The organism is Paracraurococcus ruber, assembly GCF_004353985.1.
Taxonomy (GTDB): Bacteria; Pseudomonadota; Alphaproteobacteria; order Acetobacterales; family Acetobacteraceae; genus Paracraurococcus; species Paracraurococcus ruber.
Genome location: NZ_SMOA01000685.1, coordinates 1 through 511 on the forward strand (window position 1 = coordinate 1; position 511 = coordinate 511).

At 80.4% G+C, this 511-nt stretch carries 1 pseudogene; it reads right to left on the reverse strand.

What is annotated here, in order from left to right:
• Positions 1–511: pseudogene (locus E2C05_RS33845) on the reverse strand (NAD(P)/FAD-dependent oxidoreductase); the annotation flags it as partial.

Below are 511 nucleotides of genomic sequence, written 5' to 3' on the forward strand. Positions count from 1 at the left end.
GCGATGCGCCGCCAGCACCGGCACGCCGGCGGCCAGCAGCTTGGCCCGCCAGGCGAGGCCGCGGGCCAGCAGGTCCGGCCGCGCCGCCAGCGCCGGCAGGGCGGCCAGCCATTCGGCGCGCGCGGCAAGGTCCAGCACCGCCGCCACCTGCCCGCCGCCGGCCAGGACCTTGGCGGCGACGGCGTAGAGCAGCGGCCCGGCGCCGGCGACCACCACGCGCCGGCCGGGCAGCACCCCCTGCGCCTTCAGCAGGATGGTGGCGGCGGCCAGGCCCAGCACGCCGGGCAGGGTCCAGCCGGGAAAGGGGATGATGCGCTCGGTGGTGCCGCAGCCGAGGATGAGGGCGCGGGCGGTGACCAAGAACGGGTTGCCCGCCGCGTCCAGCGCATCCAGCCGGAAGGGCGCCGGCGCGTCGCCCGCCGGCACCAGCGGTCCGCCGCCGACGCCCCAGACGCGGCAGCCGGTCCGCACCGCCGCGCCGCTGGCGGCGAGCGCCGCGCGCAGCGCATCG